The organism is Streptomyces sp. NPDC053431, assembly GCF_044544925.1.
GTDB lineage: Bacteria > Actinomycetota > Actinomycetes > Streptomycetales > Streptomycetaceae > Streptomyces.
In genome coordinates this window covers 82,081-105,855 of sequence record NZ_JBITXX010000013.1, presented here as the reverse complement: position 1 = coordinate 105,855, position 23,775 = coordinate 82,081, and the positions used below count along the sequence as shown (strand labels likewise).

Annotated in this window: 14 protein-coding genes; 3 read left to right on the top strand and 11 right to left on the bottom strand. The window is 73.4% G+C overall.

Annotated features, from left to right (window positions below; all coding sequences use genetic code 11):
* Window positions 1-84: 84 nt before the first annotated feature.
* From ACIGXE_RS27025 to guaA, 3 genes are all read right to left on the bottom strand, one after another.
* Window positions 85-1,323, bottom strand: a complete 1,239-nt coding sequence (locus ACIGXE_RS27025; protein WP_399751460.1) for a hypothetical protein — start codon at window positions 1,321-1,323, stop codon at window positions 85-87.
* A 173-nt stretch (window positions 1,324-1,496) separates the two neighbouring features.
* On the bottom strand, window positions 1,497-2,297 hold the full coding sequence (locus ACIGXE_RS27020; RefSeq protein WP_399751459.1) for a class II aldolase/adducin family protein: 801 nt from the start codon (window positions 2,295-2,297) through the stop codon (window positions 1,497-1,499).
* 162 nt (window positions 2,298-2,459) lie between these two features.
* Window positions 2,460-4,061 (bottom strand): glutamine-hydrolyzing GMP synthase, encoded by a 1,602-nt coding sequence (guaA, locus tag ACIGXE_RS27015; protein ID WP_399751458.1) that lies wholly within the window; start codon window positions 4,059-4,061, stop codon window positions 2,460-2,462.
* A 352-nt stretch (window positions 4,062-4,413) separates the two neighbouring features.
* On the opposite strand from guaA, the gene ACIGXE_RS27010 reads away from it, so the two are divergent.
* A complete protein-coding gene (locus ACIGXE_RS27010) occupies window positions 4,414-4,716 on the top strand; it encodes a chorismate mutase (RefSeq protein WP_399751457.1) in 303 nt (100 codons plus the stop codon).
* Between the two features lie 901 nt (window positions 4,717-5,617).
* Here the strand turns inward: ACIGXE_RS27010 and ACIGXE_RS27005 are convergent.
* The 6 genes from ACIGXE_RS27005 to ACIGXE_RS26980 form a co-directional block, all read right to left on the bottom strand.
* A complete protein-coding gene (locus ACIGXE_RS27005) occupies window positions 5,618-7,447 on the bottom strand; it encodes a GMC oxidoreductase (protein ID WP_399751456.1) in 1,830 nt (609 codons plus the stop codon).
* 40 nt (window positions 7,448-7,487) lie between these two features.
* On the bottom strand, window positions 7,488-9,128 hold the full coding sequence (locus ACIGXE_RS27000; protein ID WP_399751455.1) for a succinic semialdehyde dehydrogenase: 1,641 nt from the start codon (window positions 9,126-9,128) through the stop codon (window positions 7,488-7,490).
* 103 nt (window positions 9,129-9,231) lie between these two features.
* The gene (locus ACIGXE_RS26995) at window positions 9,232-10,941 is read right to left on the bottom strand and encodes a serine/threonine-protein kinase (RefSeq protein ID WP_399751454.1); all 1,710 of its coding nucleotides are present in this window, start codon (window positions 10,939-10,941) and stop codon (window positions 9,232-9,234) included.
* 207 nt (window positions 10,942-11,148) lie between these two features.
* Complete coding sequence (locus ACIGXE_RS26990) at window positions 11,149-14,262, bottom strand: protein kinase (RefSeq protein WP_399751453.1); 3,114 nt, start codon at window positions 14,260-14,262, stop codon at window positions 11,149-11,151.
* Window positions 14,263-14,337: 75 nt separating this feature from the next.
* Entirely contained in the window at window positions 14,338-16,191 is a 1,854-nt protein-coding gene (locus tag ACIGXE_RS26985) for a serine/threonine-protein kinase (protein WP_399751576.1), read from the bottom strand.
* Between the two features lie 818 nt (window positions 16,192-17,009).
* Complete coding sequence (locus ACIGXE_RS26980; protein WP_399751452.1) at window positions 17,010-18,716, bottom strand: glycerol-3-phosphate dehydrogenase/oxidase; 1,707 nt, start codon at window positions 18,714-18,716, stop codon at window positions 17,010-17,012.
* Between the two features lie 265 nt (window positions 18,717-18,981).
* Between ACIGXE_RS26980 and ACIGXE_RS26975 the strand changes: the two genes are divergently transcribed.
* Together ACIGXE_RS26975 and ACIGXE_RS26970 are read left to right on the top strand one after the other, a co-directional pair.
* Window positions 18,982-20,241, top strand: a complete 1,260-nt coding sequence (locus tag ACIGXE_RS26975) for a nucleotide sugar dehydrogenase (protein WP_399751451.1) — start codon at window positions 18,982-18,984, stop codon at window positions 20,239-20,241.
* Window positions 20,242-20,348: 107 nt separating this feature from the next.
* Window positions 20,349-20,846, top strand: a complete 498-nt coding sequence (locus ACIGXE_RS26970; protein WP_399751450.1) for a hypothetical protein — start codon at window positions 20,349-20,351, stop codon at window positions 20,844-20,846.
* A gap of 111 nt (window positions 20,847-20,957) precedes the next feature.
* Here ACIGXE_RS26970 and ACIGXE_RS26965 read toward each other — a convergent pair whose 3' ends face one another.
* Together ACIGXE_RS26965 and guaB are read right to left on the bottom strand one after the other, a co-directional pair.
* Window positions 20,958-22,082: a GuaB3 family IMP dehydrogenase-related protein gene (locus ACIGXE_RS26965; RefSeq protein WP_376635499.1), complete on the bottom strand. Its 1,125-nt coding sequence runs from the start codon at window positions 22,080-22,082 to the stop codon at window positions 20,958-20,960.
* Between the two features lie 115 nt (window positions 22,083-22,197).
* Entirely contained in the window at window positions 22,198-23,700 is a 1,503-nt protein-coding gene (guaB, locus tag ACIGXE_RS26960) for an IMP dehydrogenase (protein WP_399751449.1), read from the bottom strand.
* Window positions 23,701-23,775: the final 75 nt, after the last annotated feature.

The window sequence follows — 23,775 nt, the reverse complement described above, 5'->3', positions numbered from 1 at the left end:
GGAACGATTCTCCTCGGATTCCCCGCGCGGGCACATACCCGGTGGGAGGCGAGGGGCGCGGGCGGCCGAGGTGGCTCGGGCGGGTCAGTCGAGGACGTCGATCGCGACCCGGTTGGTCTCCACGCCGGCGGCCGTCACCACCGACACCTCCACCCGGCCCGGTTCCACGTCCGCCGGGAGGGGGACGGTCAGGGCCGTGTCGGTGGGGTTGGCGAATCCGCCGGGGACGGGGACCAGCGGGACATGGGCGTGGACCGGGCCGATCCGGACGACGAGCCGGGTCAGCGGATCGGGGCCCGCCGCCCCCGCCGGGACGAAGCCCGTGCCGCGGATCTCGATGTCGTCGCCGGTGCGGATCGGCGCGTCGAGGTCGCCCGCCTCGCGGGCCCGGACGATCGAGAAGATCTTGGGCCGGCCGCCCTCCGCGCATTTGCCGGCGAGGTAGCAGGCCACGGAGACGGCGACGAGCAGCACCAGTGTCCAGGGCAGCTCGGGCAGCCGGTCGGGGGCGCGGCCCAGCCGCACCGCGGCCACGAGGAGGACGGCGGCGGACACCAGGACGTACTGGACGTCGGTGAGGGAGGCGCGGCCGTCGTCGTCGCAGAGCAGGTCGGCGGGTCGGGGGCGGTCGGCGCGGACCTTCTGCAGCCGCCGGGCGGCCACCCGCAGCGCCACGATCAGCCGGGCCGTGACCGTGGTCAGGCCGAGCAGGGTGAGGACGGTGAGCAGTCCGGCGCCGCGCCGGAGGCCGAGGTCCACGTGCGGCGCGCCACCGGCCAGGCGCAGGGAGAGCAGGAGTACGGCGAAGACGGCCAGGAGGAGCCAGGCGGCGGCGACGGTACGGGAGGTGGAGAGCCGGTTGTCCTCGCCGAGCAGCGGGGCGAGGACCCCGCTCCGGTCGCGGTGCAGCCGGGCGACGGCGGTCAGGGCGGCGGCGAGCAGCACGGCGGTGCCGAGGGCGGCGGTGCGGCTGCCGGTCCAGCCGGTGCCGAGGGCGGTGAGGGCCTGGCCGAGGAGCAGCGCGAGGACGCCGCCCCACACGGCGGCGAGGGTGCCGCGGTACACCCGCCCGTGCCGGGCGCCGCCGGCCTCCCGGCCGCGGGCGGCGACGGTGCGGGCGGACTGGGCGAGTTCGTCGGAGACCCACTGGCGGGAGGCGACCGGCGAGTGCGCGAGGGCGGCGGGCACCCCGTGACCGGCGGCGAGCTCGTCGCGTCGGGCGAGGAAGGCGGCGACCGCCCTCCGGTGGCCGGAGCTTCCGCAGTGCGGGCAGCCGCCGTCCGCCGCGTCCGCCCCGCACTGTCTCGCCTCTTGCACCGCCACGGCGCCGCCCACTTCCCGATCGGTCGACCGGCCTCAGGTGCCGTCGTCGTCAACTGGCTGTTGATTCCTGGGAATTGTGCCGCACCCATTGCCCGCACGGAGGGCTCCGCACCCCTCACGAAAGAGTGATTGAAGAGTCATCACATTGACGTAAGGGCTGCCAAGCGCGCGTACTACGACAACAGTTCGGGCTCCGAGCGGCTGATCCGCCGCCACAGCGGCTGGTAGTTGATCCAGGCCACCAGGTCGCTGCCGATCTGTTCGCGGGTGGCGACGGCGTCGCGGTGGTCGATGAGCACGGGCTTGCCGGCGGCCCGGGCGGTCAGCTGCACCTGGGCGCACCGTTCCATCGCGATGAACCACCAGGCCGCCGCGTCGACCGAGGAACCGACCGTGAGCAGCCCGTGGTTGCGCAGCACGATCCCCTTGAGGCCGCCGAGGGCGATCGCGATCCGGCGGCCCTCCTCGGGGTCGACGGTCACCCCGGTGAAGGCGTCGTAGAGGGCGTGGTCCTGGTAGAAGGCGCAGGCCTCCTGGGTGATCGGGTCGAGCAGTTCGCCGAGGGCGGCGAGCGCCCGCCCGTGCGGGGAGTGGGTGTGCGCGACGGCCACGACGTCGGGCCGGGCGCGGTGCACCTGGGCGTGCACGGTGAAGGCCGCCTGGTTGACGTGGTGGGCGCCGTAGACGACCTGGCCGTCGCCGTTGACCAGGATCAGGTCGCTCGCCGTGAGCTCGGCGAAGGGCGCCCCGAAGGGATTCACCCAGTAGCAGTCGAGGTGCTCGGGGTCGCGGGCGGTGATGTGGCCGGACACCCCTTCCTCGTACCCGAGCTGCCCGAAGACCCGGAGCGCGGCGGCGAGCCGCTGCTTGCGGTGGGCGCGCTCCTCGCCGGCCGTCGCGTGGACGGGCGGCATCGCGAAGTGGAGCTGCTCGACGGGGACGGGGGCCGGGAGGGGCGCCGGTATCTCGGTCATGCGCCGGAAGGTAACGCCCGGCCGGTCAACTCACCAGATCCCGTACGCAGATCCCGTACGCAGATCGCGGCAGGCGGATGCCGCGGCCGGTCCCGTACGGAAAAGGAGCCGCCGCCCCCGATGCGGTCCGGGGGCGGCGGCTTCATGCGCTCAGGGGAGGGGTCACTCCCACTCGATGGTGCCCGGCGGCTTGCTGGTCACGTCGAGGACCACGCGGTTGACGTCGGAGACCTCGTTGGTGATGCGGGTCGAGATCCGGGCGAGGACCTCGTACGGCAGCCGCGACCAGTCGGCGGTCATGGCGTCCTCGGAGGACACCGGGCGCAGCACGATCGGGTGGCCGTAGGTGCGGCCGTCGCCCTGGACGCCGACGGAGCGGACGTCGGCGAGCAGCACGACCGGGCACTGCCAGATCTCGCGGTCGAGACCGGCGGCCGTCAGCTCCTCGCGGGCGATGGCGTCGGCCTCGCGCAGCAGGTCCAGGCGCTCCTTGGTGACCTCGCCGACGATGCGGATGCCGAGGCCGGGGCCGGGGAACGGCTGGCGCTGGACGATCTCCTCGGGCAGGCCGAGCTCCTGGCCGACCATGCGGACCTCGTCCTTGAAGAGCTGGCGCAGCGGCTCGACGAGCTCGAACTCCAGGTCCTCGGGGAGACCGCCCACGTTGTGGTGGGACTTGATGTTGGCGGTGCCGGTGCCGCCGCCGGACTCGACGATGTCCGGGTAGAGCGTGCCCTGGACGAGGAAGGCGACCTCCTCGCCGTCGGCGGCGCCCTCGGCGACGATCTCGGCCTGCGCCTGCTCGAAGACGCGGATGAACTCACGGCCGATGATCTTGCGCTTGGTCTCCGGGTCGGAGACGCCGGCGAGGGCGGTGAGGAAGCGCTCCTGCGCGTCGACGACCTTCAGCTGGACGCCGGTGGCGGCCACGAAGTCCTTCTCGACCTGCTCGGTCTCGCCCTTGCGCATCAGACCGTGGTCGACGTAGACACAGGTCAGCTGCGAGCCGATGGCCTTCTGCACGAGCGCGGCGGCCACGGCGGAGTCGACGCCGCCGGACAGGCCGCAGATGGCGCGCTTGGTGCCGACCTGGGCGCGGATGGCCGCGACCTGCTCCTCGATGACGTTGCCGGTCGTCCAGGTGGGCTCGATGCCGGCGCCGCGGTAGAGGAAGTGCTCCAGGATCTGCTGGCCGTGCGTGGAGTGCAGCACCTCGGGGTGGTACTGGACGCCGTACAGCTTCTTCGCGTCGTTCTCGAAGGCGGCGACCGGCACGACGTCCGTGGACGCGGTGACGACGAAGCCCTCGGGGGCGGCGGAGCAGGCGTCGCCGTGCGACATCCACACCGACTGCTCGACCGGGGTGCCCTCGAAGAGCGTGGAGCCGGCCTTGCTGACGTGCAGCGGCGTACGGCCGTACTCACGGGCGCCGGTGTTGTCCACGGTGCCGCCGAGGGTGGTCGCCATCAGCTGGAAGCCGTAGCACATGCCGAAGACGGGGACGCCCGCCTCGAAGATCTCGCGGTCCAGGCGCGGGGCGCCCTCCGCGTACACGGAGGACGGGCCGCCGGAGAGGATGATCGCCTTCGGCTTCTTGGCCAGCATCTCGGCCACCGGCATGGTGGACGGGACGATCTCGCTGTAGACCCGGGCCTCACGGACTCGACGGGCGATGAGCTGGGCGTACTGGGCCCCGAAGTCGACAACGAGGACTACGTCCGGGTTGGTGACGTCGGGCGCGGCAGCGGGGGGCGCTGAGGACACTACGGCGGCCTTCCGGCGGTAGGAGCGGTTCCCCCGAAGGGGGCTATTTGTCGATTCTACCGGCGCGCCGCCCTTGCGCTTCGTCTCACCATCCGAACCGGGGTGGCTTTCGTCTCACCATCCGGGCCCGGGTTGTCGCCGGGGGCCGGGCGGGGTCCATACTGACGCCATGCGCAAGCTCACGACCTTCGTCTTTACCTATGGCACCGGCCGGTCCGGATGCCATGGTCGTGCTGCTTGAGCAACTGACAAGCGACTTCCCAGGCGCCCCGGGCCGACAAGGCCCGGGGCGCTCTGCGTTTCCCGGGCCGTGTCGCTCCGGGGCAGACCCCGACCACCACGAGGAGCCCCCATGAGCACCAGGACCGCCACCAGGACCGCCGCCGAGCAGACCGGCGCCCGCACCGACGAGGCCGCCGCCCTGATCGGCGACGCCCGCGAGCGCATCGACGCGCTCGACGACCGGATCATCGGTCTGATCCAGGAACGGATGGCCGTCTCGGCCGTCATCCAGGAGGCCCGCGTCTCCTCCGGCGGCCGCCGGGTGAACCTGGCCCGCGAGATGGAGGTGCTCGGCCACTACCGCGACGCCCTGGGCAAGCCGGGCACGGCGCTCGCGATGACGATGCTGGAGCTGTGCCGCGGCCGCATCTGAGAGCACGGACGGGCAGACCCGGGCGCGGGCGCGCCGCCCCGGCGCGGGCGCGAGGCCCCGGCGCGGGCGCGAGGCCCCGGCGCGGGCGCGAGGCCCCGGCGGGCGCGTCGCCCCGGCGCGGGCGCGAGGCCCGGGACGCGGGCGCGAGGCCCAGGCGCGGGCGCGGGCGCGAAGGCACCGGCCCCCGTGCGCCCCGCGCATGTGAGTGCCGTCCCGCACCCGAGTTCGGTCGCATCCTCACCCGTACGGAGCGTGACCGGGCGCCGCGCCGCTTCGTTGGTCGTGGTGTCCGTGCCAGCCAGGGGCGGGCCCGATTGAGACCACGCGTGGCTTCGCTGGGGCGTGTGGCGTACCTCCGGTACGTCGTGGGACCTCGCCTCAGCGCGCGTGACCGGACGGCAGGGGACAGCAGCCCGGTCACCCAGAAAGGGCGGTCGGTCCCGGGGACGCCCGGGACCGACCGCAACCGGCGAACGAACGATCCGAGACCCCGCCGTCCCGCTCCCCCACACTTCCCGCCTCCCCCTCCCACCGCGGCGCCCCACCCCCCGGCGCCGCGTCCTCGGCACCGCTCACAGCCCTGACGCCGGTGCCGCCCCAGGGGCCCCGCGCCCGCGACCGGAATCGCGACGCGGGGCCCCTGTGTTGTGGGCCCCCGACCGACGTGACGCGCGTCACATAAAGATCTCGTGAGAGGGCTACAACCAATCCCCCAGGTCACGGGTCATCTATGCAGCACCACCCAAAAGCTGGAGGGGCGCTGCACTCGGAGGGGGGTGCAGCGCCCTTTCATCTTTTCCGGAGTTCTTCCGGTGCTCTTCCGGAGTGCTTCCGGAGTCCGCCCGGAGGCATGCTCGCCGGCAGCAGCTGCCGGGCCTCGCGACCGTCCCCGGGCCCGGCCTCAGGCCTTCTTGGGCGGGACCGCCGGAATGCCCAGGAACGGCAGCTTCAGCGCGCCGAAGGCCTCCGCCGGGACGGCCGGCGACTTGGGCTCGACCGGGGCCAGCCGCACGTACGCCTCGCCCTGACGGGGGCGCGGGTCCTCGTCCCCCTTGTTGGGCCAGAAGGACATCGCCCGCTCGGCCTGCGCCGTGATGGTCAGCGAAGGGTTGACGCCCAGGTTCGCGGAGACCGCCGCGCCGTCGACGACGGAGATGCCCGGGTGACCGTAGAGGCGGTGGTATGGGTCGATGACGCCCGTGGCCGCGTCCGCGCCGATGGGGCAGCCGCCCAGGAAGTGCGCGGTGAGCGGGGTGCCCATGAGCTCGCCGATGTTGGAGCCGGCGAATCCGTTGATCTCCTCGGCCATCAGGCGGGCGGCCCGGGTCGCGGCCTCGATCTGGGTGGGGTTCGGCGCGCCGTGCCCCTGGCGGGCGGTGAGCAGGCCCTTTCCGAGGCCGCCGGGCTTGCGGTAGGTGGTCAGCGAGTTGTCGAGGGACTGCATGACCAGGCCGATGATGGTCCGCTCCGACCAGCGGCGGTTGGACAGCGAGCGGACGGCCAGCGCGGGGTGCTTGACCAGTTCGAGGAGCCAGTTGCGGACCCGGTGCGCGCCGTAGGGCACCTGGAGGACGGTCATGCCGCCCATGGAGTTGGAGCCTTTGCCGTAGCGGACCGGCTCGATGTGGGTGTTGTCGTCCGGGTGGATCGACGAGGTGATCGCGACGCCCTGGGTGAAGTCGGCCCGGTCCTTGCCGTGCCGCTTGCGGTAGCGGCGGTCGGTGGTCTGCGCGCCGACGAGCGCCTCGGAGTTCGTCCGGGTCAGCTCGCCGAGCCGGCCGGAGACGTGGGGCAGCAGCCCGGTGTCCTTCATCCGGTGGAGCAGGGTCTGGGTGCCGTAGGTGCCGGCCGCGATCACCACCCGGCGGGCGGTGAAGGTCCGGCCCGCCCCCTTCTTCCTGTTGTCGGTCGGCAGCGTCCTGACCGCGTAGCCGCCGCGCGAGTCCTCGGTGACGGCGACCACGGAGGTCATGGGGTGGACGACGGCGCCGGCCTTCTCGGCGAGGTACAGGTAGTTCTCGTTGAGGGTGTTCTTGGCGCCGTGCCGGCAACCGGTCATGCACTCGCCGCATTCGGTGCAGGCCTTGCGGGAGGGGCCCGCGCCGCCGAAGTAGGGGTCGGCGACCTCGCCGCCGGGCCGCGCCTTGGCCGTGCCGGTCCCCTCCCCGGTGACGGCGTCCTTCCCGTCCCCGAAGAAGACGCCGACCGGCGCCATGTGGAAGGTGTCGCCGATCCCCATCGCCTGGGCGGTGGCCTTCAGATGCACGTCGGAGGGCGTCATCGTCGGGTTGAGCCGCACGCCGAGCATCCGCTTGGCCTGGTCGTAGTAGGGCGCGAGCTCGGCGCGCCAGTCGGTGATGTCCTTCCACTGCGGGTCGTCGAAGAACGGCGCGAGCGGCTCGTAGAGGGTGTTGGCGTAGTTGAGGGAGCCGCCGCCCACACCGGCCCCGGCGAGCACCATCACGTTGCCGAGCAGATGGATGCGCTGGATGCCGTAGAGGCCGAGGGCGGGGGCCCACAGGAAGTTCTTCAGGTCCCACGAGTTCTTCGGCAGGGTCTCGCGGGTGTAGCGCCGGCCGGCCTCCAGGACGCCGACGCGGTAGCCCTTCTCGGTGAGCCGGAGGGCGGTGACCGAGCCGCCGAAGCCGGAGCCGACCACCACGACGTCGTAGTCGTAGGCGTCGTCCGAGCCTTCCTCGGCCTGATTCTGGGCAGGGGGTACCGCGGTCATGGCTCTCCTCGTACGAGAAAGGGGCGGGTGGGGCGGTCGGTCAGCGCAGCCGCAGGGCCTTCATGACCTTCAGGGAGGTGCTCATGAAGGCCGCGTACCTCTCGTCGTCCATCCCGAAGGAGGGCGCGAGCGGGATCAGCCGCTGCTGGGCCACGGTCTGGGCCTCGGTGTACTTGAGGATGCCCTCGGAGCCGTGGCGCCGGCCGAGGCCGGAGTCCTTCATGCCGCCCATCGGGGACTGCACGCTGCCGTACGCGGGGGCGTAGCCCTCGTTGATGTTGACGGTGCCGGTGCGCAGCCGGGCGGCCACCGCGTGGCCGCGGCGGGAGTCGGTGGTCCAGACGGAGGAGTTGAGGCCGTACGGGGTGGCGTTGGCGAGCTCGACGACCTCGTCCTCGTCCCTGAAGCGGTAGATCGAGACCACCGGTCCGAAGGTCTCCTCGGCGCAGACGGCCATCGGGGACTCGACGCCGTCGAGGATGGTCGGCTCGAAGAAGTACGGGCCGATGTCGGGGCGGGCCTGGCCGCCGGCGACCAGCTTGGCGCCCTTGGCGACGGCCTCCTCGACGTGCCGGGTGACGGTCTCCAGCTGGCGCTCGCCGACGAGGGAGCCCATGTCGGCCCCGTAGGCGAGGGAGTTGCCGAGCCGCATGGCCTTCGTCCGGGCGGCGAAGCGGTCGAGGAAGGCGTCGGCGACCGACTCGTGCACGTACAGCCGCTCGATGGAGATGCACAGCTGGCCGGCGGAGGAGAAGCAGGCGCGGACGGCTCCGGCGGCGGCCTTCTCGATGTCGGCGTCCTTCAGGACCAGCATGGCGTTCTTGCCGCCGAGCTCCAGGCTGACGCCGACGAGGCGGGCGGCGGCGCCCTGGGCGACCTCGCGGCCGGTGCGGGTCGAGCCGGTGAAGGAGACGTAGTCGGCGTGCCGGACGACCTCGGGGCCGACGACGGGGCCCTCGCCGAGCACGATCTGGAAGACCTCGGCGGGCAGTCCGGCCTCGATCAGCAGGTCGCGGGCCCACAGGGCGGTCAGGGCGGTCTCGGTGTCCGGCTTCATGACGACGGCGTTGCCGGAGACGAAGGCGGGCAGGGCGTCGCCGACCGACAGCTCCAGGGGGTAGTTCCAGGGCGCGATCTGGCCGACGACCCCGCGCGGCTGGCGCAGCTCGGTGACCTTGGTGAGGGTCGGCACGACGCCGGTGTGGTGCCTGGGGCGCAGATAGGCGGGGGCCTTGCGGCCGTAGTGGCGCGCGGCGACGGCGACCGCCTGCACCTCCTCGTGGGCGTGCAGGCGGGCCTTGCCGGTCTCCAGCTGGATGAGGTCGAGGACCTCGCCCTGGCGCTGGAGGACCAGGTCGTGGAAGCGCAGCAGCACGGCCGCGCGGGCCTTGACGGCGGTCGCGGCCCAGGCGGTCTGTGCCGCGCGGGCGCGGGTGAAGGCGGCGGCGACGTCCTCGGGGGTGGCCTCGGGCAGGTCCGCCAGCTTCGCCCCGGTGAACGGGGTGTGGTTGGCGGTACGGCCGGATCCCGCGACCCCGCGGGTGAGCCGGGCGACCAGCTCGGGCGTGACCACGTCCCCGGCCGTGCGCGCCCCGGCAGGCGCGGGGGCGACGGGGTTGGTACGGAGGGGGGCCGCGTCGGCGACCAGGGCCGGGGTGGGAAGTGCCTGCGAGTCCGTCATGAGGGCGAGCGTAGGGCGCATTCCGCCCTTTGGGTACCCGTGAGTAACGCGTTTTCACCACCCGCCCACATCGCGCCAGCGATCACTGGCACATAAGCCCTGATCAGGGGCTTACGGCATCTTCAGGCGCCCTCCAGTACTTCTTCACGATGTCGAACTGCTCCCGGGTCCGCTCCCAGCTCTCCTCCGGCGCGGCCATGTACAGCGCGTACTCGACGCCGTCGTCGCCGTAGTACACCTGGTCGATCGCGTGCCGGGGTCCCGGGAAGGTCTGCTTCTCGATCCAGGTGAACTCCCAGACGCAGGAGTCGACCTGGTCACGGAAGGTGTTCTGGGTGAGCCGGATCCGCTGGTACTGGGCCCGCTTACGCACGATCTTCTCGAGGTCGAGCATGTGCATGTACGGGTTCTCGAAGTCGGGCGACCGGTCGATGCTGATGCGGATGCGGTGCCGTCCGTTGTCCGGCGTGTAGTCGATCTGGTCGCCGTCCATCTGGCGCTTCCAGCCCTTGGGGACCAGCAGGCTGAAGCCCTCCGGGTCCTCGACCCGGATCCAGCCGGCGGGGACGCCGCCCTTGGCCGGATCCTTGCCGTCCTTGCTCGCTTCCTGGGTGGCGGGCGTGTCGCCCCCCTTGTTCCCCTTGTCCCCCATATGGGTCATCGCAGCGAAGACCGCGCCACCCGCGAGCAGCCCGGCGACGACGGCCGCGAGCAGCGCGGCGCGCCAGCGGCCGCGGCCCCCGGAGCCGCCGGAGCCGCCCGTACCGCCCGGCAGACCGGGGACGGTGGCGCCCACGGAAACCGGGGCGGGGTTCGCGGCGGCCTCCGCCGACGCCGGGGAGGCGGGCGTGCCCGCCGGGACGGCCGCGGCGTCGTCGTGCGGCACCGGCAACGGCGTCGTCACCGAGGGGGCGGCGGCGGCCAGCTCCTCCGCGCCCACCCGCTGGGTCGGCACGAAGGCCTGGGCGGCCTGCGGCGCCCGGCCCTCCATGGCGTCGAGCAGCATCCGCTCGGCCTCGTCGGCCCGCGGCCGCTGCTCCGGGTCCTTGCGCAGCAGCGCCACGATGACCGGGGCGAGCGCGCCCGCCTTCTCCGGGTACGGCGGCTCCTCGGTCACCACCGCCTGCATGGTGCTGATCGGCGAGCCGCGGCGGAACGGCGAGCTGCCCTCCACCGCCGAGTACAGCGTGGCTCCCAGCGACCACAGGTCGGACGCGGGACCGGGGTCCCCGCCGCGCACCCGCTCGGGTGCCAGGTAGTCGATGGAGCCGACGAGTTCGCCCGTGCGCGTGATGGAGGAGTCGCCCTCGATCGCGGCGATGCCGAAGTCGGTGATGAGGACCCGGCCGTCGCGCGCGAGCAGCACGTTTCCGGGCTTCACGTCCCGGTGCAGCACCCCGGCGGCGTGCGCCGCGCGCAGGGCGCCGAGCACGTGCAGCCCGATCCGGGCCGCCTCGCGGGGCGCGATCGTGCCGGCCTCCTTCGCCGCGTCCGCCAGCGAGGGGCCGTCCACGTACTGCATGACGATCCACGGCCGGTCGTCGTGCTCCAGGACGTCGTGCACGGTGACCACACCCGGGTGGGTGATCCGGGCCGCCGCGCGCGCCTCCTTCTGCGTCCGGGCGTGCAGGACCAGCCGGTCGGCCTCCGCCACGAACCGGCCCGCCGTCAACTCCTTGACGGCCACGACCCGGTGCAGCACCTCGTCGTGAGCACGCCAAACCTTGCCCATGCCGCCGCGCCCGATGGACTCGCCCAACCGGTAGCGTCCGGCGAGCAGCAGCCCGGTGCCGGTGCTCTCAGAATGTTCCACGTGCCCCCGCCTGTTTGCTTCCGAGGCAAGGGTACGGAGGGGGAAGCGGCACGCGAAACCTCGGGGCGCCTTTGGGAACAAGTCTGTGACCAGCGGCGGTTTTCGGCCACTGGCGGTGCACGGACCCTTACAGGACAGGGGGGTTCGGCGTACCGCCCGGTAGGTGCGGGGGTACGGCGCGGAGGTCAGCGGGGAGTCAGCGGGGACTCAGCGCGTGGCCCGGTAGGCCTTCACCGCCTGGTCGTAGATCTCGGAGACCTTGTCCCGCTCGTTCTCCGGGCCGATGACCTGGACGATGTGATAGCGGCCGCCCTCGATCAGCGCCATATTCCGCACGAACACCTCGCGCCCGGTGCTGTCCTGCCAGGTGAACTGACCGACCGCCATGGCCTGTCGGCCCACGTCGATCCGCCGCAGGCCCGAGGCGCTGGACCAGGAGGAGTCCCGCCAGGGCTGGAGCTCCCGCTCCCTCGTCCGCTGGTACGCCATCGGGTCCGCGCCGTTCGCCTGCACCGTGTCCCGACCGGGCACCACGATGAGCGTGAAGTCGCCGCCCGTCCAGCGAACTTGCCCGGCGTCGTTGATGGGGCTGCGCCGCCAGTCGCGCGGCACGCCGACCTGGAAGCCCTCGGGGTCCTTGCGCAGCACGTAGCCGGCGGCGAGCGCGGGCGCGGAGGGGTCGGTGGCGGGCGGCGTGGTGCCGGTCCGCGGGGGTGTGGGCGAGGGGGACGGGCCGCCGGTCGCGGGCGGAGCCGTACTCCGCGGCGGATTCTGCGCCGGGGAGCCGGACTTCGCCGGCGGTGTCGCCGTACCGCCGCCTTCCTCACCCCGACCGGGCATGAACCAGACGGCGTACGCCACCACCGCGCCGAGCAGCAGCAGGACCAGGAGCAGCAGCGTGCGGCCCAGGGCGCGCGGGGAGCCCGAGGGGCGCCCCGGTGCGCGGGGGGCCCGCGAGGCGCGCTGCGGGATCTCCTCGTGCACGGGCGCGTCGAAAGGCGGCGCCTCGGCGTGCTGCCCCGCGAGGGGCGCGTACGCCGTCGCGCGCGAGGAGCGCCCGCCCCTGCCCTGCCGGTGCCGGCCGCCCGCCGCACCGCCGCGCCGGCGGCGCACCAGCTCGCCGCGGCGGCGCACGATGGGCAGCTTGGTGGCGTCCGAGGACGGCAGCGGTATGACGCCGATCCCGGCCTCCGGCTCGGGCGCCGAACGCACCAGCGAGCGCAGCCAGCCGCTCAGCTCCTCCATGTCGGGGCGCTCGGTGGGGTCCTGACGCAGCAGCGACTCCACCACCGGCCGCAGCGGTCCGCACTCCTCGGCGAAGGCGGGCGGCTCCGCGCAGACCAGCTGGACCAGCTCGGCAGCGCTGTCCTCGGGGTACGGGGCGTGGCCCTGGACGGCCCGGTAGAGCAGCGCGCCGAGCGCCCACAGGTCCGTCGCGGGGCCGATGGGCGGGGCGAGACGCCAGTGCTCGTGCACCGGGCCCGCCTGCTCGGGCGCCCAGCGCTCGGTGACCGCGCCGACGACGGCCATCCGGGTCTGACGGGCCCGCTCGGCGGCGAGCCGGGTCGCCGGGCCCCGGTACGCGTCGCCGGGGCCGCCCGGCGGACGGGACGCGGCGGCGGGCACGAGCGCCGGCTCGGGGGTGGCCGCGGTGTACCCGGCGGGGAGCGCGGGCAGCACGGGACCCTGGCCCCCGCCGCCGGCCGGGACGGAACGCCCGCCGTCGCGCGCGGTGTGCGGGCCGTCGCTCCAGCTGCCGGAGAGGTAGGCGCGCGGCGGCGGCGTGCCGTAGGTGCCGCCCGTCTCGTCCTCGTCCTCGTCGTCGACGTCGTCCTCGTCGTCGCCCACCCGGGACCACCACTGCGGCGCGGACGTCGCGGAGGTCGCGGACCGGGCCGCCGGAGGACCGGCGGGCGGATCCGCGGGCGGGACCTCTGGCGGCCCCTCGGGCGGGGTCGACGGGGTGGGGCGCTGGACCGGAAGGGCGCCGGTCTCCCCGATCCGCGCCGCGGCCCGCGCTCCCGCCCGATAGGCGGCGATGGCCCCGGCCCGCGCCGCCCGTACGTCCGCGGCGGGCGGCACGGCGGGCGCGGCGGGCGTCCTGGTCTCGTCGGGCGTGGGCGAGGCGGGCGACTCCGCCCGGTCGGTGCCGCGTCCGGGGCCGTAGGGGGTGCCGCCGTCGGGGCCGTAGCCGGCGCGGAGCGGCCCGTCGGGGGCAGCGGACTCCGGGCCCTCGGGGGCTTCCGGCTCGTCGTCCCGGGCGGTCCAGCCGGCTCGGCCGCCGTCCACGGGTTCGAGGCGCGCGGGCTCGCGCGCGGCGGGCACGTGGCCGTACGCCTCGTCCTCGTCCTCGTACTCGTACTCGTACTGCTCGACGGACTCGACGGACTCGACCGACTCGACCGACTCGGCGGGCTCCAGCTCGTGGACGTGCGCGCCGAACCCGGCGGCGCCGAGGGCCTCCTGCCCGTCGTGCCCGTGGGCCGCGTACGGCTCACCGAGCTCGCGGTACGTACCGGACTCCCCGTCCCCGTACGACTCGGGCTCCCCGTACGTCCCCGCCTCCGCGTACGCCTCGGGCTCCCCGTACGCCTCGGAGTTCCCATACGCCTCGGGCTCCCCGTACGCCTCGGAGTTCCCGTACGCCTCGGAGTTCCCGTACGCCTCGGAGTTCCCGTACGACCCGACCTCCCCGTACGCCTCCCGCTGCTCGTCGTACGGTGCGTACGGCGGTGGGTCCTCCTCGACCGGCACGGGGGCGTAGCCGCAGAGGGCCTCCTCGGCGGCGCCGGCGGCGAGGCCGGTGAGGACGACACGGCCGTCGTCGCAGACCAGGACCGTGCGGGCGGTGACGTTGCGGTGGGTCCAGCCGTGCGCGTGCAGGGCGCGCAGGGCGGTGAGGAGGTCGGCACCGATCTCGGCGGCGCGGTACGGGGTCAGCGGCCCCTCCGCGAGGAGCTCCGACAGCCGTGTGGCCGCGACGAACTCGCTCACTATCCACAGCGAACCGGCCTCCGCGAACACGTCGAAGACCTGGTCGAGGCGCGGGTGGTCGGGGATGCGGGCGGCGGCCTGGGCCGCCTCGACGGCGCGGCGGACGGCCGGGTCGGCCGGGCTGCGCGTGGCGCGGCCGGGACCCGCGTACGGCTCGTCGTCGACGAGTTCGGCGTCGACGACCTCCGGCAGCGGCACCTGACGGATGCGCACTTCCTGGCCGCTGTACGTGTCGAAGGCGCGCGTCTCGACGAGGTCGTCCGCGTCCGCCGACGGCAGGGGCAGGCGGTAGCGGTCCGCCAGCACTCTTCCCGCGTAGTCGTCCACGACGCCTCCCCACGCGCCCTACGTCCCCCGTGCCCCGCCCTCGCGGACGGGGCCTCTCACGATACGTGCCGCCTGTCAGTCCTTGGGGCTGAACGTGGCGAACGCGGTCTCCCGCAGCGTCTTGCACTCCGCGGCGTCCCAGGCGTCGGCACGGCAGCTCACCATGATCGAGTAGCCGTGGTCGGCGTCGACCTTGAAGCCCCGGTTGAGTATCCGGATGCGCTGGCCGTTCTGGGTGCGTTCGAACTCCCAGTCGGCGACGGTCGGGTAGCCCTTGTAGGCGACCGGGTGGATGCCGATGTGCCGATAGCCGTTGCTGGTCGCGGCGACGGCGGCCAGGGCGGCGCGCCAGGCGGCGGCCGCGTCGTCCTTCGGGCTGTCGTTGAAGTCGACCTGGACGCGGGGGAACGCCCCCTTGGAGGCGTTGAAGATGCCGCCGGAGTTCTGACCGGCTATGTCGGTCATCCGGAAGGACGCGGGCATCGCCATGGTGAAGTGGAAGCGGGCGTTCGTCACCATGACGTAGCCGGGGGGCAGCTGCGGGCCGGTGCCGCCACCGCCGGGCTGGTCGCCCCCGGGCGTTCCGGTGGGCGTGATGCCGCTCTGGCCTCCGCTGTTGGCGGCCGGCTTGCCGCCGCCCTGCTGGGACGCGTCGCCGGGCGACTTGTCGGTGTTCTGGCCGTCGGCCCCGCGGGACGCGCTGCCGGCCGTGGCGGTGGTGCCGCCGGACGTCTTGCCCTTGCCCTGGTCGGCGGCGTCCCGGCCGCCGCCGAGGGCGACGTACAGGATCGTGCCGAGCAGCGCGACGAGCACGACCGCGGCGATGATCACCAGCGTGCGGCGCGGAACGACGTCGGTGAGCGAGGCCCTGCTCGACACCGGCCGGTCCGGAGCCCCGGAGCCGTTCCCGCGCGCGGGGTCGGCCTTGGCCGCGGCGGCGGCGTCGCGCACCGACTTCAGGGCGCCCAGCATCCGCTCGGCGGCCCCGTCGGCGGTCTTCTCCCGGGCCGGCTTCCGCGGCGCGGGCGGGACGGGCGCCGAGGGGGCGCCGATCGGCGGGCCTTCCGGGAGCGGGGGCAGCGGCACGACCCGGGTGGTCTCGGGCGAGGGCTTCGGCGGCGCCTCCGGCGCGTCGAGGACGGCGCGCAGCAGCACCCGCGCGCCGGCGTCGTCGAGCCGCTGGGCCGGGTCCTTGGCGAGCAGGCCGTAGATGACCTTCTCCAGCTCCGGGCCCGCGTTCTTCGGCGGGTCGACGGGCTCGGTCATCACCGCGGTGAGCGTGGCGATGGCGGAGCCCTTGTCGTAGGGCGGGCTGCCCTCGACCGCCGCGTAGAGCAGTCCGCCGAGCGACCAGAGGTCGGCGGCCGGACCGGGCTTGTGACCGCGGGCGCGCTCGGGCGAGATGTACGAGGGCGCGCCGACGAGCATGCCGGTGGAGGTGATCGAGGGGTCGCCCTCGACCTGCGCGATGCCGAAGTCGGTGAGGACGACCCGGCCGTCCTCGGCGATCAGCACGTTGGACGGCTTCACGTCGCGGTGGAGGATGCCCTCGCGGTGGGCGGAGCGCAGCACGTCGAGGATGGCGAGACCGACCTCGGCGGCGCGGCGCGGGGTGAGGGTGCCGTCCTCGCGCACGGCGTCGGCGAGGGACTTGCCCTCGATGAGTTCCATGACGATCCACGGGCGGTCGTCCTCGTCGACGACGTCGTAGACGGTCACGGCGCCGTTGTTGCGGATCCGGGCGATGGCCTTGGCCTCGCGGAGGGTCCGGGTGATGAGGCGTCGCTTCTCGTCCTCGTCGATGCTGTTGGGGAAGCGCAGCTCCTTGACGGCGACCGTCCGGCCGAGCGTCTCGTCGACCGCGCGCCACACCGTGCCCATGCCGCCGCGGCCGAGCACCACGCCGAGCCGGTAACGGCCGGCCAGCAGCCGCCCTTCGGCCGACGACGCGTCAGCGCGCCCGGTCCCCGAGCCGGTCCCGGTGGCGTCCGCCCCGAACCCGGCGGCCGGCGCGGCTCCGTCGGTCGACCCGCTCCGCCCGCTCTTCGCGAGGCCCACGCCCGCCCGGGGATCCCGCCCAAGCGCCCCGTCGGCAGCGCGACCCTCACCCGGCAGCCCCTCCGCGGGCTTCACGTCCGCGGGCTTCACGTCGGCAGGCTTCGCCTCCGCCGGCTTCGGATCCACCGGCTTCGCGTCCCGCGGCTCAGCACCGGTCGACTTGGTGAGGTTCGGCCCGGCGTCCCGCGGCTGCGCGGCCTGCGGCTCCTCCGCGCCCGTCACCTTGCCGGGCCTCGGCTCCGCGTCCTTCGGCTCCGCGTCCTTCGGCTCCGACTGCTTCGGCTCCACTCTGCTCGGCTCCGCCTCCCGCGGCTCCGCCGCGTCCGTGGCACCGTCCGCGGACGTGCCCGCCGACGCGGCGTCACCGGCACCCGCCGGTCCGCTCTCCGCCGTGCCCGAAGACCCGCCCGCGCGCGCCTTCGTGTCCTCGTTCCGCTCCGCCGTGCGCGCGGCCGGGACCGTGCCCCGGTCGCCGTCGGTGGCGGCGCCCGAGGCGGCGTCCCGCCGGGGGGCCTGCCCCGTGTCCCGCGACTGCTCCGCCTCCGACATGCGTCCCCTCTGCGATCCCTTTTTCCCGCCCGCGTCCGGAGCTCCCGCGCAATGCGGCAACCCGCCCTGGAAGAGAGCTCATTGTCCCTCACTCCGCGACCGCTGACTCCCCCGGGTCCGGAGTCCGAGAAGCCCCACTTTCAGATCGGCACGATGTCCGGCGCTCCGAGGCGGGCCGCGTCGGCCGTCAGATCGTCGGGCTGGCGCTGGGATTCGCGCTCCGCCTCGACCCGCTTCTCGTAGTGCTCGACCTCCTTGTCGATCTGGCGGGCGTCCCAACCGAGCACCGGCGCCATGAGTTCGGCGCACTCACGGGCGCTCAACGTGCCCCGGTCGAAGGTCTCGATGGAGATCCTGGTGCGCCGCGTCAGGACGTCGTCGAGGTGGCGCGCGCCCTCGTGCGAGGCGGCGTAGACGATCTCGGCCTTCAGATAGTCCTCGGCGGCCGGCAGGGGCGCCGCGAGCGCGGGGTCGGCGGCGACGAGGTCGAGGATCTCCTCCGTCAGGGAGCCGTACCGGTTGAGCAGATGCTCGACCCGGGCCACGTGGAGTCCGGCGCGGGCGGCGATGCCGGCCCGGGCGTTCCACAGCGCCCGGTAGCCCTCGGCGCCGAGCAGCGGGGTGTCCTCGGTGACGCAGGCGGCGACGCGCTTGTCGAGCGCGTGGACGGCCTCGTCGACGGCGTCCTGCGCCATCACCCGGTAGGTCGTGTACTTGCCGCCGGCCACGACGACGAGGCCGGGCACCGGGTGGGCGACCGTGTGCTCGCGGGACAGCTTGCTGGTGGCGTCCGACTCGCCGGCGAGCAGGGGCCGCAGGCCCGCGTAGACGCCCTGCACGTCGTCGCGCGTGAGCGGGGTGGCGAGCACGCTGTTGACATGCTCCAGCAGGTAGTCGATGTCGGCGCTGGAGGCGGCCGGGTGGGCCTTGTCCAGGTCCCAGTCGGTGTCCGTGGTGCCGATGATCCAGTGGCGGCCCCAGGGGATGACGAAGAGGACGGACTTCTCGGTGCGCAGGATGAGTCCGGTGGTGGAATGGATGCGGTCCTTGGGCACGACGAGGTGGATACCCTTGGAGGCGCGGACGTGGAACTGGCCGCGCTCGCCGATGAGCGCCTGCGTGTCGTCGGTCCACACCCCGGTGGCGTTGACGATCTGATGGGCCCTGATCTCGTACTCGCCGCCGGTCTCGACGTCCTGGACCCGGGCGCCGACCACCCGCTCGCCCTCGCGCAGGAAGCCGACGACCCGGGCGCGGCTGGCGACCTTCGCGCCGTAACTAGCGGCGGTGCGGACGAGCGTGGTGACGAAGCGGGCGTCGTCCATCTGGGCGTCGTAGTACTGCAGGGCGCCGACGAGGGCGTCCTTCCTGAGGCACGGGGCGACGCGGAGGGCGCGCCCGCGGCTGAGGTGGCGGTGGACCGGGAGGCCGCGGCCGTGCCCCGAGGAGACCGACATCGCGTCGTACAGGGCGACGCCGGAGCCCGCGTACAGCCGCTCCCAGCCCTTGTGCTGCAAGGGGTAGAGGAACGGAACGGGTTTGACGAGGTGGGGGGCGAGGCGTTCGAGGAGGAGGCCGCGCTCCTTGAGTGCCTCGCGGACGAGGGCGAAGTCGAGCATCTCCAGATAGCGAAGGCCTCCGTGGATCAGCTTGCTCGACCGGCTGGAGGTGCCGGACGCCCAGTCGCGGGCCTCGACGAGGCCGGTGGAGAGGCCTCGGGTGACGGCGTCGAGGGCGGTGCCCGCGCCCACCACCCCGGCGCCGACGACCAAGACGTCCAGTTCTCGCTCGGCCATGGTCGCGAGCGCCTCGGCACGCTCGGCGGGTCCCAGTGTCGCTGTCCTCACGGTTGTTGCCTCCCGTCGTCCCCCGTCTGTCCAGCACGCGAACCGGGCCCCGTGTGGTCCGGCTCACAGTCGATTCTGTCCCGGGCCTCCGACTTCAGCCACCGCCTCGACCCCACCCTGTGGATAACACTCGGCGACCTTCGGCCGCACAATGCCGCATATCGGTCATATTTACGCCTAGTCTGACATTGCGTTCGCCCCCTTCGGTCCACCGGGCTTGCGCACCGCGTCCCCTCCGGCTACTGGGAAGGACGGCCCACCCCCCATGCCCGCTGATCTCGCCGTCATCGGCCTCGGCCACCACGGACTCCCCCTCGCCCAGGCGGCCACCGCGGCCGGCATCACCACCGTCGGCTACGACACCGATCCCCGCCCCCTCGCCGAACTCGCCGCCGGACGTCCCCCCGTCGACGGCTCCCTCAGCGCCGCCGAGATCCGCCGGATGCTCGCCAGCGGCTTCTCGCCCGCCGGCAACCCGGCCGAACTGGGCCGGGTGCGCACCGCCGTCATCTGCGCCCCCACCCCGCCCGGCCCCGACGGCGGGCTCGACCTCACCGCCGTCACCGACGCCGCCCGCGCCCTCGCGGCCCGGCTGCGCCCCCACACCACCGTCGTCCTGGAGTCCCCGGTGCCGCCCGGCACCACCGAGGGCCCGCTGCGCGACCTGCTGGAAGCGGGTTCGGGGCTGCGCGCCGGACGCGACTTCCACCTCGCCTACTCCCCCGGCCGGCTCGACCCCGGCAGCCGTGGCCACGGCGCCCAGGGCGCCCACGCCCTCGCCGGCACGCCCAAGGTGATCGGCGGCCTGACCCCCGCCTGCACCGAGTCCGCCGCCGCCTTCTACGGCCGGCTCACCGACAAGGTGGTCCGCGCCCGCGGCCCGCGCGAGGCCGAGACCGTCAAGCTCCTGGAGACCAACTTCCGGCACGTCAACATCGCCCTCGTCAACGAGATGGCGGTGCTCTGCCACGAACTCGGCGTCGACCTCTGGGACGTCATCCGCTGCGCCGAGACCAAGCCCTTCGGCTTCCAGGCCTTCCGCCCCGGCCCCGGCGTCGGCGGCCACGGCGTACCCGTCGACACCATCGGCGGCCACCGCCCGCTGCGCCTGGTCGAACTCGCCGGCCAGGTCAACGAACGCATGCCGCAGTACGTCGTCCAGCGCTGCGCCACGCTCCTCAACGAGCACGGCAAGTCCGCCCGGGGCGCCCGGATCCTGCTGCTCGGCGTCACGTACAAGCCCGATCTCGCCGACCGCCGGGGCTCACCCGCCGACGAGATCGCCCGCCGCCTCATGGACCTCGGTGCCGCCGTCAGCTACCACGACCCGTACGTCCTCGACTGGCGCGTCCGCGACCTGCCCGTCCCCCGCGCCGACTCCCTCCACGAGGCCACCGCCCACGCCGACCTGACCCTCCTCCTCCAGCACCACCGCACCTACGACCTCCAGGGCCTCGCGGTGAAGGCCCAGCTGCTCCTCGACACCCGCGGCGCGACCCCGGCGGGCGCGGCGCACCGGCTCTGAAGAAGCCTTCCGGAGGAAAACCCCTGGGCGCTGTCACAGCGAGCTGCTAGCCTCCGGGCGCTTGATCGCACACTCGTGCGGCACCGTCCCAGGGGGGATTCCGTTTCATGAGCCAGTCCGTTCCGCCGCCCGGCAACCCGTTCGCGCAGGGTGCCGCGCCCGGTCAGGTGCCGTACGCGCCGCTGCCGCCCGCGCCGCCCGCCCGCTCCAACGTGGGGCTCGGCCTGGTGGCGGCCCTCGTCGCCGCGCTCGTCGCGGGCGGCGTCTACGGCGCCATCGCCGGCGGCATCGAGCGGGAGATCGGCTGGGCGGCCGTCGGCGTGGGCTTCCTCGTCGGCTTCGCGGCCGGCAAGGCCGGCGGCAACAACCCGGCCCTGCCGGTGGTCAGCGCCGTGCTCTCGCTCGGCGCCGTCTACTTCGGTCAGCTGATCGCCCTCGCGATCATCGGCGGCAAGGAGCTGCACGTCTCCGCCACCACGATCTTCTTCGACCACTTCGACGTCCTGACGCAGGCGTGGAAGGAGGAACTGGACCCGCTGAGCTTCCTGTTCTTCGCACTCGCGGCGTTCGCCGCGTTCAGCGGCTCGAAGAAGGCCTCGGCCTGATCCGTACGCGCCCGGGAAGACCCGTACGGGAAGGACGCGTACGAGACGACGCCCGGACGGAGAAGGGCCCCGCACCGACCGGTGCGGGGCCCTTCTCGGGTACGGGGAAGGTCAGCGCTTGTGCTGCGCGTCCGCGACCGTGACCTCGACGCGCTGGAACTCCTTGAGCTCGCTGTAGCCCGTGGTGGCCATCGCGCGGCGCAGGGCACCGAAGAAGTTCATCGAGCCGTCCGGGGTGTGCGACGGACCGGTGAGGATCTCCTCGGTGGTGCCGACGATGCCCAGGTCGACGAGCTTGCCGCGCGGCACGTCCTCGTGGACGGCCTCCATGCCCCAGTGGTGCCCCTTGCCGGGGGCGTCCGTGGCGCGGGCCAGCGGGGAGCCCATCATGACCGCGTCGGCGCCGCAGGCGATGGCCTTCGGGAGGTCGCCGGACCAGCCCACGCCGCCGTCGGCGATGACGTGGACGTAACGGCCGCCGGACTCGTCCATGTAGTCGCGGCGGGCGGCGGCCACGTCGGCGACGGCGGTGGCCATCGGGACCTGGATGCCGAGCACGTTACGGGTGGTGTGGGCGGCGCCGCCGCCGAAACCGACCAGGACGCCCGCGGCGCCGGTGCGCATGAGGTGCAGGGCCGCCGTGTAGGTGGCGCAGCCGCCGACGATGACCGGGACGTCGAGCTCGTAGATGAACTGCTTCAGGTTCAGCGGCTCGGCGGCGCCGGAGACGTGCTCGGCGGAGACGGTCGTGCCGCGGATGACGAAGATGTCCACGCCGGCGTCGACCACGGCCTTGGAGAACTGCGCGGTGCGCTGCGGGGAGAGCGCGGCGGCGGTGACCACACCCGAGTCGCGCACCTCCTTGATGCGCTGCCCGATCAGCTCCTCCTTGATCGGCGCGGCGTAGAGCTCCTGCAGACGGCGGGTCGCGGTGGCCTCGTCGAGCTCCGCGATCTCGTCGAGCAGCGGCTGCGGGTCCTCGTAGCGGGTCCACAGGCCTTCGAGGTTCAGCACGCCCAGGCCGCCGAGCTCGCCGATGCGGATGGCGGTCTGCGGCGAGACGACCGAGTCCATGGGGGCGGCCAGGAAGGGCAGCTCGAAGCGGTAGGCGTCGATCTGCCAGGCGATCGAGACCTCCTTCGGGTCCCGGGTGCGCCGGCTCGGTACGACGGCGATGTCGTCGAACGCGTACGCCCTGCGGCCGCGCTTGCCGCGCCCGATCTCGATCTCAGTCACGTTGTGTGGCCTTTCCCTCTGTGTCTGCGCCTACCAGTATCCCCGACACATGCCGAAGGGGTGGTTCCGGCCACATGCCGGAACCACCCCCTCCACGCCGGTGGACCGGTCGCCGCTACTTCGTCCTGCTGTAGTTCGGCGCCTCGACCGTCATCTGGATGTCGTGCGGGTGGCTCTCCTTGAGGCCCGCGGCCGTGATCCGGACGAAGCGGCCCTTGGACTCCATCTCCTCGATGGTGGCGGCGCCCACGTAGCCCATGGTCTGGCGCAGACCGCCGACCAGCTGGTGCAGCACGTTGGCCAGCGGGCCGCGGTAGGGCACCTGGCCCTCGACGCCCTCGGGCACGAGCTTGTCGTCGGAGGCGACGTCGGCCTGGAAGTAGCGGTCCTTCGAGTAGGACCGGCCCTGGCCACGGGACTGCATGGCGCCGAGCGAGCCCATGCCGCGGTACGACTTGAACTGCTTGCCGTTGATGAAGAGCAGCTCGCCGGGCGACTCCTCACAGCCGGCGAGGAGGCTGCCGAGCATCACGGTGTCGGCGCCGGCGGCCAGCGCCTTGCCGATGTCGCCGGAGTACTGCAGGCCGCCGTCGCCGATCAGCGGGATGCCGGCGGCGCGGGCGGCGAGGGAGGCCTCGTAGATGGCGGTGACCTGCGGGACACCGATACCGGCGACCACCCGGGTGGTGCAGATCGAGCCCGGGCCCACGCCCACCTTGATGCCGTCGACGCCGGCGTCGATCATCGCCTGGGCGCCGTCACGCGTGGCGACGTTGCCGCCGATCACGTCCACGTTCACGCTCGACTTGATCTTCGCCATCCAGCTCAGGGCGTTGCTGTTGTGGCCGTGGGAGGTGTCGACGACCAGGAAGTCCACGCCGGCCGCGGCGAGCGCCTGGGCGCGCTCCAGGGACTCCGGGCTGGCGCCGACGGCGGCACCGACGAGCAGCCGGCCCTCGGCGTCCTTGGCGGCGTTCGGGTACTTCTCCGCCTTGACGAAGTCCTTGACCGTGATCAGGCCCTTGAGCACGCCCTTGTCGTCGACCAGGGGCAGCTTCTCGATCTTGTGGCGGCGCAGCAGCTCCATGGCGTCCACACCGGAGATGCCGACCTTGCCGGTGACCAGCGGCATCGGCGTCATGACCTCGCGGACCTGACGGCTGCGGTCGGTCTCGAAGGCCATGTCGCGGTTGGTCACGATGCCGAGCAGCTTGCCGGCCGGGTCGGTGACGGGGACACCGCTGATGCGGAACTTGGCGCACAGGGCGTCCGCCTCGCCGAGCGTGGCGTCCGGGTGGACCGTGATCGGGTCGGTCACCATGCCGGACTCGGAACGCTTGACGAGGTCGACCTGGTTCACCTGGTCCTCGATGGAGAGGTTCCGGTGCAGGACGCCGACGCCGCCCAGACGGGCCATCGCGATCGCCATCCGGGACTCGGTGACCTTGTCCATCGCCGCCGAGAGCAGCGGGATGTTGACCCGGACGTTCCGGGAGATGCGGGACGAGGTGTCGACCGCGTTCGGGAGCACCTCGGAGGCACCCGGCAGCAACAGCACATCGTCGTAGGTCAGCCCGAGTGTCGCGAACTTCTCGGGCACTCCGTCGACGTTGGTCATGACACCTTCCCCAATGGCCTTGATCGGTGCGGATGTCCATGCTAACGGGCCGCGACCGTGTCTCATTCCACGAGC